Source organism: Bacillus sp. FSL R7-0646 (genome assembly GCF_037969865.1).
Lineage (GTDB): Bacteria > Bacillota > Bacilli > Bacillales > Bacillaceae > Bacillus > Bacillus licheniformis.
Window position 1 is genome coordinate 2574254 of the sequence record NZ_CP150217.1, and the last position, 14971, is coordinate 2589224.

General features: G+C 44.2%; 15 protein-coding genes. All 15 read right to left on the reverse strand.

Annotated features, from left to right (window positions below):
* Positions 1-123: 123 nt before the first annotated feature.
* The 15 genes from MKY62_RS13380 to MKY62_RS13450 all read right to left on the reverse strand — a co-directional run bounded on the left by MKY62_RS13380 (position 124) and on the right by MKY62_RS13450 (position 14939).
* The gene (locus MKY62_RS13380; RefSeq protein ID WP_003183595.1) at positions 124-459 is read right to left on the reverse strand and encodes a hypothetical protein; all 336 of its coding nucleotides are present in this window, start codon (positions 457-459) and stop codon (positions 124-126) included.
* 318 nt (positions 460-777) lie between these two features.
* Positions 778-1287: an Imm6 family immunity protein gene (locus tag MKY62_RS13385; RefSeq protein ID WP_003183600.1), complete on the reverse strand. Its 510-nt coding sequence runs from the start codon at positions 1285-1287 to the stop codon at positions 778-780.
* A 16-nt stretch (positions 1288-1303) separates the two neighbouring features.
* On the reverse strand, positions 1304-3313 hold the full coding sequence (locus tag MKY62_RS13390) for a T7SS effector LXG polymorphic toxin (RefSeq protein ID WP_016885926.1): 2010 nt from the start codon (positions 3311-3313) through the stop codon (positions 1304-1306).
* A gap of 24 nt (positions 3314-3337) precedes the next feature.
* Positions 3338-3601: a YwqI/YxiC family protein gene (locus MKY62_RS13395; RefSeq protein ID WP_003183604.1), complete on the reverse strand. Its 264-nt coding sequence runs from the start codon at positions 3599-3601 to the stop codon at positions 3338-3340.
* On the reverse strand, positions 3601-4035 hold the full coding sequence (locus MKY62_RS13400) for a DUF5082 family protein (protein ID WP_003183606.1): 435 nt from the start codon (positions 4033-4035) through the stop codon (positions 3601-3603). Before MKY62_RS13400 ends, MKY62_RS13395 begins: the two co-directional genes overlap by 1 nt.
* A gap of 370 nt (positions 4036-4405) precedes the next feature.
* Positions 4406-4765, reverse strand: a complete 360-nt coding sequence (gene cccA / locus MKY62_RS13405) for a cytochrome c550 (protein WP_003183607.1) — start codon at positions 4763-4765, stop codon at positions 4406-4408.
* A 356-nt stretch (positions 4766-5121) separates the two neighbouring features.
* Positions 5122-6243, reverse strand: a complete 1122-nt coding sequence (gene rpoD / locus MKY62_RS13410) for an RNA polymerase sigma factor RpoD (RefSeq protein ID WP_003183609.1) — start codon at positions 6241-6243, stop codon at positions 5122-5124.
* A 206-nt stretch (positions 6244-6449) separates the two neighbouring features.
* Positions 6450-8273 carry a DNA primase gene (gene dnaG / locus MKY62_RS13415; protein WP_003183611.1) on the reverse strand — a complete coding sequence of 608 codons (1824 nt, stop codon included), beginning with the start codon at positions 8271-8273 and terminating at the stop codon, positions 6450-6452.
* 32 nt (positions 8274-8305) lie between these two features.
* A complete protein-coding gene (locus tag MKY62_RS13420) occupies positions 8306-8797 on the reverse strand; it encodes a YaiI/YqxD family protein (RefSeq protein ID WP_003183612.1) in 492 nt (163 codons plus the stop codon).
* A 264-nt stretch (positions 8798-9061) separates the two neighbouring features.
* On the reverse strand, positions 9062-9874 hold the full coding sequence (locus MKY62_RS13425) for a pyruvate, water dikinase regulatory protein (RefSeq protein ID WP_003183615.1): 813 nt from the start codon (positions 9872-9874) through the stop codon (positions 9062-9064).
* Between the two features lie 25 nt (positions 9875-9899).
* Positions 9900-10538, reverse strand: a complete 639-nt coding sequence (locus MKY62_RS13430; RefSeq protein WP_025804968.1) for a helix-turn-helix transcriptional regulator — start codon at positions 10536-10538, stop codon at positions 9900-9902.
* Positions 10539-10735: 197 nt separating this feature from the next.
* Positions 10736-12775 (reverse strand): glycine--tRNA ligase subunit beta, encoded by a 2040-nt coding sequence (gene glyS, locus MKY62_RS13435; protein ID WP_009327872.1) that lies wholly within the window; start codon positions 12773-12775, stop codon positions 10736-10738.
* The gene (gene glyQ, locus MKY62_RS13440; RefSeq protein ID WP_003183621.1) at positions 12768-13655 is read right to left on the reverse strand and encodes a glycine--tRNA ligase subunit alpha; all 888 of its coding nucleotides are present in this window, start codon (positions 13653-13655) and stop codon (positions 12768-12770) included. The genes glyS and glyQ overlap by 8 nt, the downstream gene beginning before the upstream one ends.
* 332 nt (positions 13656-13987) lie before the next feature.
* A complete protein-coding gene (recO, locus tag MKY62_RS13445; RefSeq protein ID WP_016885480.1) occupies positions 13988-14758 on the reverse strand; it encodes a DNA repair protein RecO in 771 nt (256 codons plus the stop codon).
* Between the two features lie 37 nt (positions 14759-14795).
* Entirely contained in the window at positions 14796-14939 is a 144-nt protein-coding gene (locus tag MKY62_RS13450; RefSeq protein ID WP_003183626.1) for a YqzL family protein, read from the reverse strand.
* Positions 14940-14971: the final 32 nt, after the last annotated feature.

Sequence of the window (14971 nt, forward strand, 5' to 3'; positions counted from 1 at the left end):
GTTGTAATTCATTTACCTTTATATACATTAACTCATTGTCAACACTAACCTGTATCAAATTTCTAAAAAACCTTGAAAAGCATACAGCTAATCAAGGCTTGAAATGATTATATTTATTTTTTCTTATTCATTGCTGTTAGATGGGACAAACACAATAAATTCCCCTTTAGGATATGTTCCCTTCCAACCGCAAGGCCATCCGCCTTCTTTATATAACTCAAAAACCTTTTCATAAAAATTATTTGTTTTTCCATTGACCAACCGATTTAAAGCACACATTGTGAGGTCTCCTTCAATCTCCTCATGAATATCTACATAATCAAACGGAAGAAAATGTTCAGAGTAATTTTCATAGTCACCGAAATACTCGTATAATTCATCTTGCTGAGTAGCTAAATCTAAATCGTATATCTTTTCTGCAATATTTTCAGTTTCTAATGACTTAACATGCTCCCACACTGTATCAACTTCTTTAAATCTTGTGACCAGGCAAAATTTTGGGCATCACTAAAATTATTAATGACTCGCAAATTAGGGACATTAAAGTTCTCATTGAAAAACATCTTGTTATTACGAATAAAGCTCATTACTTCTTCGACTAATTGAGTGTTCTTACCAAAATTCATTTAGATAACCACCTTTTCAATAACTCTTCGGTTGCTTCACCGCCTCTGTTCCAAATAGGGAGCTTTTTATTTTTTCCACTTTTCTAAAATTCTTGATATTCCCATCCATTAGATAAAATAAGAAAGCTGGAATATCCCAACTTTCTTATTTTTATTCTACACTATTAAGTAAAAAATCTTGAATGCTCTCCCTGGAAATTTTTTTCTCCCCCTCTTTTTTCAAAAACTTCAAAAAAGCTTTTTCTTTTTGACCTGGATTTTTAGATAATAAACTAAAGTGACTATGAAATTCCTCAAATAACTCGTAAGAATCAATAGATTCGATGGTTTCAGGTAAATACTCATCTTTCTGATATTTATATGCTTTGTAAATTGTATAAGATATTGCATCAGCAATACATATCCAAGCATCTAGATCATCTTCATTTGATTCAAGCTGCATTAAAGTTAAAATCCCTGTGTCATCTAAATTTTCCAGGTAAGTATAAAGATCGTCTGCTTCTATATTCTTGTGTTCAAGCCACTTCCAGCAGGCATCTAATGCTTCTTTTATAAAATTGAAATCATTTGATTGTTTTAATGTAGGAACTATTGCTTCACAAAGTCCTAAATAATATGCAGATTTTAAATCATCATTCAATTCTTCCCATTCTTGAAACATATACTACACTCCTCAATTAAATATATTCACCATTTTTAATAACTAAATTCAATCTTCCGTTTGGCTTGATTCCTTGAATAGTCTCAGAAGTTACTTCTATCGTCAAATTAGGAAACATCTCGCTAAATTGCTTAAATACTCCAGCTGGTACATTCGGATTATTTAGTCCTTGAATACAGGTTGGACAAACCCCTTTAGGATTAGATTGGTGAATTTTTAATGTTCCTGTTATTTCAGCAGGATTTTTTCCTAAAGCTTCTACTTTGCTTATAAAATCATTTAACACGCCTTCTTCAGCATGTCTTGTTGCACTTGCGATTTTTCCTGGAGATTTTATAGGTCTATCTGGCATTACTGAGTCTAAATCGGGAAGCCCGGCTTCTTTTCTAACTTTAGGGGATCCACCCTCAAATACTAAATTTTCCAAACCTTCCACATCTGTCTTTCCAACCGCAACAGTGTCAGTTTTAGGAACATTCCATTTTTGGCGCAGAACACCTAAATCAGCTTTTCCAACATCTATTTTACTACCAGTCCTGGCTCCCTTACTGACGTTCCCCCCACCACTCACCATCTTCACAATTCCAAACTCTTTCACCGGCGTTTTTTCAACATTCACGCGGACAATTGGGGTGCCGATGCGGTGGCCTGTTGCGGAGGCAGGCTGTTCGACGTAGACGCGGACGTTTGTCGGGACTTGGAAGGATTTCACCTTTTCAAGGATGTTGTTTCCTTTTTGCACCAGAGCTGCTTTTGGCGATTTGGCGAGCGGAATGTTTTTGCCGGCCGTTTTGGCCAATGTTTGAGCGCCGTGGTTTGCCGTTTTTGCGACAGCACCTGCACCGACGAGGCTCAAGGTGGCTTCGATCAGGCCTTGTTTCCGCCTCTCTTCAGAAACTTTGTTTCCAAACATGTCCTTGCCCGTGACGGCTTCTGAGAACCCATTTGAAGCGACAAGGCCGTAGGCGCCCATTTCCGTCATTTTCAAGACGTTCAACGTTTTTGAGGCTTTGTAGGCGTCAAGCGCGTGATCAGCGGCGATGAGTCCTTTTCCTGTTTTATAAATGGCTTTTCCGCCTTTGAAGGCTCGGCCTGCCCACCCTACGATCGGAATAAATCCTGCTGCCGCCATTGCTCCGGCGGCGACACGCTGGCCGTCTGTCAGCTTTTCTCCTGTGACCGGGTCGACGCCTTCAGCGGCTCTCTTATAATCATAATACCCGCTGACTTCTCCGACAAATGTTCCGGCAGCGTCAAGCGCTTTTAAATACCAAGGCTTGTTCGCTTCTTCTTCTTGTTTTTCTTGAAGCCTGCGCGCTTCTGCCTGTTCATTTTTGAATTCAATATAATTGGCGGCTTGATTTTCGACTTCTATCGTATTTTTATAGATCTCGCTTGAGTGGAACGATTTCAAGCTAAAATACATCGGTGAGGCGGTTTTTCCATGACTTGTAGCTTCCATCAGCCCGGAATATTTGCCGAGCACGGCGCTGTCGAGCGCTTGTAAGTTTGTGTATTCGGTCTTGAGCGATTCATCCAGTTTATTCACAGCGTCGATGGTGTTTTGCCGAGTTGTTTGCGCTTTAGACATTTTATCAATATAATCGTCAAGCGTCCAATTGTCCAAATCAACGATATCGCTGATGCTTGCGATGATTTTATCCATTTCCAGCTTGAGCCCCGAGACGATTTCCGTCGCTTTCAAATCAGCGTTTTTCAGTTCATGATCCAAAAAAGAGACTTCCACATAAGAATCGGACAGCTTTTTGTCTTTTATGTCACCTGATACACCATTAAAAAAAGCAATCTGCGCTTCAACAAGCTTTAACCAGCTGTCAACGATCTCGGCCTGTCCCTTGTAGAAGTCTTTAATGTTATCCGCACCTTTCCCCTGAAAATCATCACCTAAATCGGCGACTCCGAGAAACGCTTTTTTGAGCGTTTGCAGTTGATCCTCAAAGGTTTCGTATTGTTTCTTGCGGTTATTCGCTGCTTCAATTAAAGAATGCGCTTCAAATACTTTCATTGAATTGTCCTCTCTAACCTCAGGCTATTTTCTGGCGATTGCTTTGTCCTGCTCTTTCAGCAAATCGACATTTTCCTTCGTATCCTTTATGTTTTTGTGTACGGCTTTTTTGTAATCGGCCACCATCTGATGAATGTTCTGCTCGCGTTCGTGGCACTTTGTCGTATATGTCAATTTATTTTTCCCTGCAGCTTTCGGAGGGTTTGGCAGGTCTAGGGCATCAATCGCCGCTCTTACGGCCTCCAGCTTTTTGATGACCGTTTCATGTTTCAGCTTGATTGTCGTCATTAAAACCAGCTCCAACTGTTTTTGATTGAGCGGATTTTATCGCTCAACTGATCAACCGCTTTTTCCCCCAGAGAAAGCAAATGATCCGCCTCTTTAGCTGCCGCTCCCGCCAATTCAAGGCTGTGCTTTTCAACTTCGAGCGCAAAAATTTTTCTCTCCAGCTGGGAAATATAGCCTTCGTACTTTCCGTTCACGATGTTGTACATAGATGTATGAGCCTCATCCCGTTCGCCATCAAAATCGTTGGCGAAGTCCCCTGTCCAGTGGCTGTTCAGATGAGGGTGCAAGATTTGCCTGATCTCGACAATCCCGGTTTCGTGTTCTTTCTCAATCTCCTTTTTTGCTGTTTTAACTCGTTCAATCCGCCTTTCTACATCGGCCAGCTTTTGGTTAATCGTGCTGTGGATATGATTCAATGTGCTCGCATGACTCATTTGATTCACCTCAGGGAAATACTCAAATAGACGGATGACAACAGGGCATCCGCTGCATTTTTTCCATTTATATAATAGTAAAATAGATGCAATCTTACTTAAATAGGGTGGATTGCTTATTTTTTCCCTTGCAAAGATGAGTGAATCCTCCAGAAAAAGTAATAAAGACCTACTTTCGATAGCGCCGCACCGCCTGAAAGGATGGAATCGCAGATGCTGGAATAGTGCAAATCACCCTATCGAGGCGACTCTTTGTCTAGCAAGAGCCTCATTGAACGAAAACAGAAAAAGGATTCGCCCGAAAGCTCTTTTCAAAGCTTTCTTTGCGAATCCTTTAAGTGATTAAACGGTTTTAGCCAATCTGGGAAAGCTATTTAATCTCTGACACCCATTTGGCCATATCATCAAGCTTTTCCGCCGGGACCAGTCCTCCCGGCATTCCGTTGCCGCCTTTTTCAATCTTTTCTTTAATCGCACCTGTATCCATCCGGTCCCCGACGCCTTTCAGTTTAGGGCCTGACACACCTTCATAATTCTCGCCGTGGCAGGTTACACAGTTCGCTTTGTAAATTTCTTCAGGCGAAGCATCGGCTTTGTCTTCTTGAGCTGTTTTATTCCCTTCGCCTGCAATTTCTTTTGCGTCATAAAGGCCTTTTATAGATAAGATAAAAACCAGTCCTATGCCCATAATGGCGATTAACAAAAATGGTATCAATGGATTGCGGTTCATTTTACATCCCCCTTTTTAATTTGCCCCTGCCCCTTATGTAAACAATTCTAATTCTACTTTAATTTTACAAAAAGTAAACCGGTTATGAAACAAAAGCTGATGAAGTTCACATTTTAGACAAAAAAATGGACGATGAAGCGATTGTTTATTTCCCATTTAAAAACCAGTTTTTGAATACGGTTACAACAACCATTATAAAGGGCTTTTCCTTCGATCTCAAGGTTATAATGACTCAAAATACACTTTTGGATATTTGCAAATTCGAAAGAAATTAAGTAAAATATAATCGGGTTACCAATAATAGCGCTTTCATTTCTTTTGTGAAAAAAAGAACGGATCTCCTGACCCGTTCAAGTTTATTCGAGAAAATCTTTCAAGCGTTTGCTTCTGCTTGGATGTCTTAATTTACGAAGTGCTTTAGCTTCTATTTGACGAATTCGTTCTCTTGTTACCCCGAACACCTTACCAACTTCTTCTAATGTTCTTGTACGACCATCATCAAGGCCGAAGCGAAGGCGGAGCACATTTTCTTCACGGTCTGTCAATGTATCCAGCACATCTTCAAGCTGTTCTTTCAGCAATTCATATGCTGCATGATCTGATGGAGAAGTCGCTTCCTGATCCTCAATGAAGTCTCCCAGATGTGAATCGTCCTCTTCACCGATCGGAGTCTCGAGTGAAACCGGTTCCTGAGCGATCTTTAGGATTTCACGGACTTTCTCAGGCGTCAGATCCATATCTTCCGCAATCTCTTCAGGCGTTGGCTCGCGGCCGAGATCCTGAAGGAGCTGCCTTTGAACACGAATCAGCTTGTTGATGGTTTCAACCATATGAACAGGAATCCTGATCGTTCTCGCCTGGTCGGCAATCGCCCTTGTAATCGCCTGTCTGATCCACCATGTCGCGTATGTGCTGAACTTATATCCTTTGCGGTAGTCAAACTTTTCCACCGCCTTCATCAGGCCCATGTTTCCTTCCTGAATAAGGTCAAGGAAAAGCATTCCGCGGCCGACATACCGTTTTGCGATGCTGACGACAAGTCTCAAGTTGGCTTCAGCGAGACGGCGCTTCGACTCTTCGTCGCCTTCCTCGATTTTTTTTGCGTATTCGATTTCTTCTTTTGCAGACAAAAGGTTTACCCGTCCGATTTCTTTCAGGTACATGCGGACAGGGTCGTTTATCTTAACGCCCGGAGGCACGCTTAAATCGTTAAGGTCAAATTCTTCTTCGGCCTTGGCCAGCTGTTGAATATTAGGATCCTCAGTTTCTTCGTTCTCGCTAATTAATTCAACGCCTTGTTCTCCTAAAAATTCATAATACTCATCCATTTGGTCTGATTCGATATCGAAGCTGGACATGCGCTCTGCAATTTCTTCATATGTGAGCACTCCGCGCTTTTTGCCGGCTTCTGTTAATTGATCCCTCACCTGTTCAAATGTGAATTCAGTTTCGGTCTCGTGAGCTTGTTTATCAGCCATTCATGGATCCCTCCTTCCAAAACTTACAGACGAATTCTAAAAGCATCCCGCTTTTTTGTTCCTATTTCACGAGTAAAGCCTTCTCTCTCATCTACGGCTTCACGGGAAAGCAAATCATAAATTGACAATATATTGATTAGGACAAGCAGCTTTTGCTCCTCCGTTAGGATTCATTGCCAAAAGCTTTTCCTATTATATATAACGGTTTATTTCAGCGAACGGTTCAACTTAACAATTTCCTGCGCCAAAGTCGCCGCTTTGATAAAGTCTTTTTGCCTCTCGGCTTCCGCCCTTGCAGCTTCTTTTTCTTTTATCATTGACCAATTTCGATAATTCAACACTTTTTTTACATAATCAGATAATTCCGCTTCACTTAATTCTTCGTTCACCTGAAGCATTAAGATATCTGTCAGAAGCTGGCCAAGTTCCTGATCCTCGACTCTCTTAAAGAGCTCCTGGATGGAAATGTCCGCTCCTTCTTCATACATGGCGTACAAATAAGCGGCAATCGCTCGGTGCTGATCAAGGTTGAATTCAAAGCCCACCCGTTCCAAAACCTTTCGAATGACGTCCCGGTCATGAATCATGTGGGCCAGGAGCATCCGCTCCGCATTCTCATGAGCCGGCCGAAGCCCCGTCTTTCTCCGAGGGGCGCGCGATACGGCCGCCTGCCGCTCTTTAGAGTCCTGGCGGCTGCTTTCCCTGCTGCGGCTTGCAGCCTGCTTTTCAAATACGGAAAGCTGATCCTTCAAGGATTCAAATGAGATTGAAAATTCATTTGCCAGCTGTTTGATGTATATTTCCTGTTCCAAAGGACCGCTGAGAAGGCTGACTTCCTTCAGTACATCGTTGATATAGGCTAAACGGTCTCCTTCATCAGACAGGTTTCTGCCCTTGCGGAAATAGTTCATTTTAAACGTCATCATCGTAACGCTGGCCCCTATTACATCATTTTTGAATTTCTCGCTGCCGAATTTTTTGATGTAGTCATCGGGATCCAGCCCGTCAGGTATCATGGCCACCTTGACGTTGCAGCCTTTTTTCTGAAGAATCTCCGCCGCTTTCAGCGTGGCTTCATAACCGGCATGATCCGAGTCATAGCACAGTATGACCTCTCCGACATTTCGCCTGATGATCTTCGCATGTTCTTCCGTCAGCGATGTACCCATCGTGGCGATCGATTCTTTCACACCGGAGGTGACGGCTGAAATGACATCGGCAAATCCTTCAAAAAGGACGGCCCTTTCTTCTTTCCGAATGTGAAGGCGGGCCTGATGGAAATGATAGAGAAGCTTGCTTTTTCGAAAAAGCGGCGTTTCCGGGCTGTTCATGTATTTTGGCTGCTCCCCGGTGAACGTCCTTCCGGAAAAAGCGACCGTTGTGCCGTGATGATCATGAATCGGAAACATAATCCTGTTTCTGAAACGGTCAAAATATCCGTCGCCGTTCTCGCGTCTGATGATGAGTCCAGCTCTTTCCATCAGCGCAAGATCAAAACCTCTCCGTTCCAAAAACTTCGTGATGAAATCCCACGAGTCAAGCGCGCATCCGATTTCAAACTGCTCGATCTGCTCCATCTTAAAGCCTCTTTCAAGCAAATAATCGAGCGCTGCCTGGCCTTCCTTTGTATTGACGAGCAAATGATGATAAAATTTCTTTAACAGATCATGAGCTTCCGCCATTTTCTGTTCATCCGAACTGCCTGTGCTGTATGCTGATACAGCTGCGACCTGCTCCGGCAGATCTATTTGATATTTGTCCGCCAGGTGAGAGACAGCCTCGGTAAATGAATAGCCTTCCATTTGTCTTAAAAATGAAAAAACGTTCCCTCCCGCTCCGCAGCCAAAACAATGAAAAATCTGTTTTTCTCCTGAAACGGAAAAAGATGGTGTGTTCTCACCATGAAAAGGACAAAGCCCAAAATAATTACGCCCCTGTTTTCTTAACTGGACGTACTCTCCGATAACTTCTACGATATCAGCTGATTTCTGCACCTGTTCTACAATTTCGTCTGGTATACGATTGCCCATGTTCCAACACTCCGTCGTACATAATTCGCTGCTTAGTACGTAAATCCTTCAATTTTCGACAAGATTTTTTGCAGCTCTTTGACAAATCGCTCCCGGTCTTCCTTGACCAGTTTTTTCGGGCCTTTCGTGTAACGTCCGCTTCTTCTCAATTTTTGTGCGACGTGACGGCGGAAAAGAGCATGATCGATGGAGTTCTCTTCGAAAAGATAGCCTCTCTCCGACATCACATAGACCTTTTTGCCAAGCAAAAGCGATGCCAGCCCGATATCTTGTGTGACGACGACATCACCAGGTCGAACATGGTTGGCAATGTACAGATCCGCTGCTTCTTTGTGCGGATCGACATATGTCCAATTCTCTTCTTCTTTCCTTGTGATTTGAAAATGCTCGAATGAAGCCACGAATACCACCTTTACGTCGAAATCCGCCGCTGTTTTGAGCACTTCATCTTTCACCGGGCATGCGTCTGCATCGACAAAAATCGTCCTTTCTTTTTCAAGAAGACTAATTCTCCATCCCTCCATCAATCTCCTGCTATAAATACAGGCAAAATCACACAGGTTTCAAAATTAATCGATCTATAAGAATTTGTCGAAAGTTTTTTTCGGGAAATTCTTGACACGATACCCATAATAGTTTATTCGTTCTGTACTAAGCTTAAACCTAAAAGTTAATTATTTTATCACAATTTTTTATTATAATACAAATGGGTTAAAGATGCTATCATTTTCACTTTTCCCAAAACCATCAAAGCAAAAACCCAGGATGGGGTGTCCTGAGTTTTATTCTTAGACCCTTTTTGTCATCATGTTGTGAATAATGTTGGCCGTTTCCTCCACCGCTTTATTTGATACGTCTACGACATTGCAGCCAATGCGGCCGACGATCTTTTCAAAGAATTCAAGCTCTTCTTTGATGCGGTTGATATTAGCGTAAATGGCTTTGTCGTTGAGGCCGAGCGATTTCAGGCGCTCCTTGCGGATATGGTTCAGTTTATCCGGGCTGATTTTTAACCCGATGCATTTAGCCGGATCAACGGTAAAGAGCTCTTCGGGAGGGTCCACCTCGGGAACGATCGGAACGTTTGCCACTTTTAACCGTTTATGCGCCAAGTATTGGGATAACGGAGTTTTGGACGTTCTCGACACGCCGATCAGCACGATATCCGCTTTTAAGATGCCCCTTGGATCTCTGCCGTCGTCATATTTAACCGCAAATTCGATGGCCTCTACCTTCTTAAAATAATCTTCGTCCAGCTGTCGGACTCTGCCCGGCTCATATTTCGCACTGAAGCCGTAGACCGACTCCATTTTCTCAATCAGCGGGCCGATGATATCGTAATACACGACATTCGCCTTTTCGGCTTCGGCGATTAAAAATTCACGAATCTCCGGGACAACAAGCGTAAAACAGATGATGCCGCCGTCCGCTTCTGCCAGCGAGATCACTTCTTTTATTGTTCCGCGGTCTTCGACATAAGGAATCCGCCTGATATTTGTCTGCTCGGATGAACCGTTAAACTGGCTGATAGCCGCTTTGACTACGAGCTCAGCGGTCTCGCCGACAGAGTCTGATACAACATAAATCGTCCGATTACTCATGATATCCCTCCATTTGAAGTTCACTCTACATGATTTCATTTTCAGATAAGCCGACTAAAATTTTTGTCATGTTCGTTTTCGTAATTCTTCCCACAACTTCATAGCCTTTTTCTGTATCTTTTACAACAGGCAGTGCGTCAATTTGTTTTTCGATGAGCATCTTGGCAATGTCCAAAATGAAATCGTCGCGCCTGCAAAGCGTAATGTTCGGCATTCTCGTCATAATGATATGGACGGGTATTGAAGGGAGCTCCTGTTTGCCGATGCTGGCTCTGAGCAAGTCTTTTCGTGAAAGTACACCGACTAAGATGGCATTATCATCAACGACAAAAAGCGTTCCTACGTCCTCTAAAAACATCGTGCAAATCGCATCATAAACGGAGACATTTTCATGAATGACCACCGGAATGGACTGGAAGTCTTTCACCTGCAGTTTTTTCAGCTTATCAGCCAAGAGCTGCGTGCCCGTCTTTCCCGTGTAGAAATAACCGACCCGCGGCCTTGCTTCCAAAAATCCCGACATCGTCAATATTGCCAAATCCGGACGAAGGGTAGCCCTCGTCAGATTCAGCTTTTCCGCGATATGTTCTCCGGTAATCGGCCCGTTCTCTTTGACAATCTGCAAAATATGCTCCTGACGTTTATTTAGTTCGATCGTACTCACCACCTTTAAGCCGAAGCTCACAATTCGTTCGTTATGTATAAAAGTCGATAACATATTATAACGCATATGAAGACTAAAATAACAGCAATTACAATTGAATTCTATGAAAAAGACAGGCGGTATTTGACAAGGATGTGAAAAATCGATTTGAGCAAAAAGACGATTGCCAGCCTGTCAGCAACCGTCTTCTGCGGTGTTTATTTTACAATGATGGCATTGATGTTTGCAAAAGATCGGATCAGCTCCGCCAAGCTTGCCATTTGCGCCAGGCGGTTTGCTTTTAATCTTTCATCTTCGGCATGTACCATCGTATGATCAAAATACGCTTCAATCGGCTCTTTCAGCTTGGACAGCTCACTGAAGGCGCCCTCATAATCTTTTGCTTGGTAAAGGGTCTCTATTTGCTGCCTGCACGCCTCATAAGCTTTGAAAAGCTCCTCTTCTTGAGGGTTTTCAAACAGTGAAGCGTCAATGGCGCTCGTTTCGCTCTTTTTGCTGATCGAAATAACCCTTGCCAGCGCTTCAGCCGTTTCTTTAAATTCCGGTTTGGCTGCAGCCGATTCAAGGACGGCGGCTTTTTTGACAGCCGAATACGGCTCAAGGTTCGTGCTTTCGAGCACGGCATCCACGACGTCGTATCGGATGTTTTCCGCTGTTAATACATATTTGAGGCGCTGTTTAAAGAATTCGAGCAGTTCGCTGTTTGCTTCCTGTCCGGCAAACGCAGCCAGTTCTTTGAATGAAATGCCCCAGTTCCGGTCAAGCAGGATTTGGACGATGCCGCTCGCCTGTCTTCTCAGTCCATACGGATCCTGAGATCCTGTCGGAATGACGCCGATTTTGAAGAATGAAGCGACCGTATCGAGTTTGTCCGCCAATGCGACGACGGCGCCGGCGATTGATGAAGGCGTTTGTCCTCCGGCTTGTCTCGGCATATAGTGCTCATTGACTGCGAGCGCAACTTCTTCTTTCTCACCGAGCATCCGCGCATATTTTTCACCCATGATGCCCTGCAGCTCAGGAAATTCGTAAACCATGTGTGTCACAAGGTCGAATTTTGAAATGTGTGCAGCGCGCTTGATCAGCTGCACCGTCTCTTGATCGGCACCGATGACTTCAGCGATCCGTTCAGCAAGCGCCTCAGTGCGTCTCACTTTATCTCCGAGCGACCCCAGTTCTTCATGGAAAACGATCTTTTCGAGCTTTCTCACATTCTCGTCAATGTTTAATTTTTGATCTTCTTTATAGAAGAAGGAAGCGTCTGAAAGCCTTGCTCTCAGCACTTTTTCATTCCCTCTCGCCACGTTTTCAAGGGCGCGGCTGTCTCCGTTGCGGACGGTCACAAAGTAAGGAAGCAAGCTGCCGTTTTCATCTTTGACAGGGAAATAACGCTGATGCTCTTTCATTGTTGTCACGAGCACCTCTTCAGGAATTGCGAGAAATTCCTCTTCGTAAGAACCGAACAGTACCGTTGGATATTCAACCAGATGGTTGACCTCATCCAGCAGATCCTCGTCTCTCGGAATGTCCCAAGACTTTTCAGCAGCCAGTTCGTCAAGCTGCTTAACGATCAGCTGCTTCCGTTTGGCCGGATCGGCAATCACAAACTGGCTTTCCAGTGTCGCTTCGTATTCAGAAGGTGCGCTCAAGTCGGCTGCTTTTCCGAGGAAGCGGTGTCCCTGCGTTGTGCGTCCGGTTTCGACATGAGCGACTGAAAACGGAACGACTTCACTTCCGAACAGCGCGACGATCCATTTAATCGGCCTGATATATTTTAAATCTTCGCTGCCCCAGCGCATGTTTTTCGGAAAGTGGAGGCTTGTCACCAAATCGCGGAGCTCAGGAAGCAATGAAAACGTATCCTGGCCTTTTTGGAATTTTTGCACAAATACATATTCCGTTCCTTTGATGTCTTTAAAATACAAATCTTCCGGACTTGCTCCTTGCCCCCGTGAAAAGCCGATGGCCGCCTTTGTCCATTCGCCGTTTTCGTCAAGGGCGATTTTCTTTGCCGGTCCTTTCGCTTCTTCTTTCACATCATCCTGCTTCTCCGCCACGTTCTCGACAAGAACGGCCAGTCTTCTAGGGGAGTTATACAGCTTGACGGAACCAAAGGCAATATTTTTTTCCTTGAGCCAGCTTTCCAGCTTCTCACCCAGCTGAGTCATGCTGTCATGCATGAAGCGCGCCGGCATTTCTTCTAATCCGATTTCTAAAAGCAAATCTTGATTACTCATGTGAAGCCTCTTCCTCCTTCAGCATTGGGAAACCCAACTTTTCGCGTTCATCATAATACGTTTTCGCCACTTTTCTGGCCAGGTTTCTCACCCTTGCGATATATCCTGTGCGCTCTGTGACGGAAATCGCCCCTTTTGCGTCAAGCAAGTTGAACGTATGCGAGCATTTCAAAACATAATCATATGCAGGATGGACAAGTCCCTGATCCATCTGGCGATTTGCTTCTTTTTCGTACGTTGCAAACAATTCGAACAGCATGTCGACGTCAGATGTCTCAAACGTATAGACGGAATGCTCGTATTCAGCCATCTTGAACAGGTCTTTTATCGTATAGCCGTTCGTCCATTCAAGATCAAAGACGTTTTCTTTATCTTGGATATAAGAAGCAAGGCGTTCGATACCGTATGTGATTTCCACGGAAACCGGTTTGCACTCAAGCCCGCCGACCTGCTGAAAATAGGTGAACTGGGTAATTTCCATGCCGTCAAGCCATACTTCCCAGCCAAGCCCGGCGCAGCCGAGCGACGGATTTTCCCAGTTATCCTCGACAAAGCGGATATCATGCTCCAGAGGGTCGATTCCAAGGGCTTTTAATGAATCTAAATAAAGCTCTTGAATGTTGTCTGGAGACGGCTTAATGATCACCTGAAATTGATGGTGCTGATAAAGCCTGTTCGGGTTGTCACCGTATCTTCCGTCCGCAGGGCGCCTTGACGGCTCCACATAAGCGACTTTCCAAGGCTCAGGCCCAAGGCTCCGCAAAAATGTATATGGGCTCATCGTGCCTGCACCCTTCTCTACATCATACGACTGCAAAAGTACGCATCCTTCATTGGACCAATGCTTTTGCAGGGTCAGAATCATTTCTTGAATATTCAAATGAAGCACCTCCACAAAACGTGTTTTCAAGTTTAATTTTTGGCATAGGGCTGGTTTGGGCAGAAAAAAACTCCCGTCCCTATGCTTGTTTTACCCACAAACATAGGGACGAGAGTTCTCCCGCGGTTCCACCCTAATTGCTGAGAGGAAATGTCTCAGCCTCTTTTTTAAAAGTTGCTCAGGGAATGCCTTTCATTGCGCTCTCATCCCCGGCTTTCACCGCCCCGGAGTCGCTTCAATGAGGCTGTGCGCAATTACTTCTTTCCGTCAACGCAACATCATTATTGAATCCAATCTTCATGTCATGATCTTATAAAAAGATGAAGAGGTTGTCAACTTTTGTTTTCATCGTCCAGCATCTTTTTCATATTGTCCATTTGTTCCATGAAGCGCCGCGATTTCAGGTAGATCCCTGAGTACTCGTCATAGTACGTCTGAATAACCCTTTTCAGCTCATCCTTCGTCTCCTGTTTGACCGAGACATTTCCGAGCCTTGACAGGTCAAAATAAAAAAACAGTCTCAACAGCCTGGCGGATGCGGGAGACAGCGGTATCCTGTATGGATCTTTCGCAAAACAGCGGTGGCAGATAAAGCCGTTGTCGCGGATCGAAAAATGAAATGTGCCGTCTTTGCTTTTGCAGTGCACACATTCATCCAGCTCCGGATACAGCCCCATCACGCTGAGCATTTTGACTTCGATGAGGTTGGCGATAATGTCGGGATCTGTACCGTCATTCAGCCTCCTCATTGACTGAAGCAGCAGCTCAAATAAAAACGGATTCGGTTTCTTTTCCTCCGTTCCCTTGTCGATTAATTCAGCGATGTAGGCCGCGTAAGCTGTTAAAAACAGATCCTCGCGGATATTCCTCATGCTTTCGATCATCTCGCCCTGCTCCAATGTGCCGAGGCCGGATGATTTGCGGAATAAAAAAGATGCATAAAGGAACGGCTGGGAAATCGCTGACAAGCGGCTGTTCGGCTTTTTGGCGCCCCTTGCCAGCACACCGATTTTCCCGTGTTCTCTCGTCAATAGCGTAATGATCTTATTTGTTTCACCATAGTCGTTTGTACGAAGGACGATACCTTCACATTTCGTCAGCATATGTGCACCATCCAAAAATTGGAGGGGTCAAGCATGATCACAAAATTGGAAAGTCAATTTGCGCTAGCTCTTCTTCAAGTACTTCGGGTCTTTCCAGGTTCTCCTTTTCCAATTCTTTAAAAAGGAGGTACGTGTCAACGCTTCCTGTTTGTGAAAATACATTCCAAGTAAAATTCAACATAAAAAGCCCCACCTTTCTGTTTATAACTAGCT